The following is a 1,287-nucleotide window of genomic DNA, read 5'->3' as shown; positions in this document are numbered from 1 at the left end:
CGCCAGAGCCAAGAAGCCCGAGAGCCGCGCCGTCCTCGCGGATCGGTCGTACTTCTGCACGATACGTTCCTGTTCCTCAATGCCAGGCCGTTCCATTCAGGACCACTTACCCTCCTGCGAGTCCTATTGGGCTGCAACGCGCAGTCTGACCAGGGTGCCGTCCCCAAAGAGGGAGACGAGGTCGTAGGAAACGCCTCCCGCCTCGACAATGTGCGGCGATATATCGGACAGCAGAAACACCAGTTCCTCGTAGGGCCGATCTACGCCCGAGTAGACGATCCATCCGTCTACGATGGTGACATGCCAACCTGGTTCCACGACGGAAGGGACCCCGGGTCCCGTGGATGGGACCCGGATCTCCTTCAACACCATCTCCACTCCGGCCACCAAGAAGACGTTCACCCACGGGTGCCTCTCCGACGAATGGATGAAGGTCACCCGGAACTCCCGCGTGTTGTCCAGCGGTAACTCCCCGAGCACCGTGCCTCCTCGATTGGCCACTACGAGGGCAGCCCCGTCCGCACCGTCAGCCCCGGCGGGAACGCCCTCAGCCTCAACTGGGATTAGGCTGAGTGCCGCCAGGACCACCACCAGCGCAGCGAGAGAAGACAGCAACCTGATGCCCCAGACAGGGCCGAGTCTGCTCATGGCTGTCCCTTGCTACTTGACACCCTTCTCATCGTAGTACTTCTTCGCACCGGGGTGGACCGGAAGAGCCATGCCCTCCAGCGCCAGCTCGAGCTTGATCTCCTTCACTGCGGCGTGGTAAGCCTCGAGCTCATCAAGGTGCTCGAACATCACTCTAGTCAGGTCATACACGAGTTTGGGGTCGAGGTTCCGGTTGACCACGATGTAGTTCTTCATGGCGAGAGTGGGCACGGGCGCATTCACACCCTTGTAGGCACCCGCGGGGATCTCGCGGGATATGTAGATTGGGAAATCCTTCTGCATCTTCTCGACGAGCGCCCGTTCGATCGGGATTATCACAATATCCTGCTTGGTGGCGAGCTCGGTAATGGCCCCGATGGGCAATCCGCCCGTGAGGAACCCGGCATCGATGTTCCTGTTCGCCAGCTGGTCGCAGGTTTCTGCATAGCTCAGGTAGTCGGCCTTCGCAAGGTCAGCATAAGTCATACCGGCCGCGGCCAAGACATGCCTGGCGTTGAGTTCGGTCCCGGAGCCGGGTGCGCCCACTCCAACCCTCTTGCCCTTGAGATCCCGGACGGACTTGATTCCTGTCCGGGCTGTCGTGATCAGCTGAACATGGTTGGTGTGGACGGAAGCTAG

2 protein-coding genes are annotated in these 1,287 nt (G+C 60.8%); both read right to left on the bottom strand.

What is annotated here, in order from left to right:
- Window positions 1–123: 123 nt before the first annotated feature.
- Entirely contained in the window at window positions 124–648 is a 525-nt protein-coding gene (locus NUW23_10520; GenBank protein MCR4426603.1) for a DUF1850 domain-containing protein, read from the bottom strand.
- A 12-nt stretch (window positions 649–660) separates the two neighbouring features.
- Window positions 661–1,287 (bottom strand): TAXI family TRAP transporter solute-binding subunit (locus NUW23_10515; protein MCR4426602.1); only part of this gene is annotated, 627 nt, incomplete at its 5' end.

The organism is Bacillota bacterium (genome assembly GCA_024655925.1).
GTDB lineage: Bacteria > Bacillota > DTU025 > DTU025 > JANLFS01 > JANLFS01.
The sequence above is the reverse complement of the archived record's forward strand: the minus strand, read 5'-3'. Positions and strand labels throughout refer to the sequence as shown.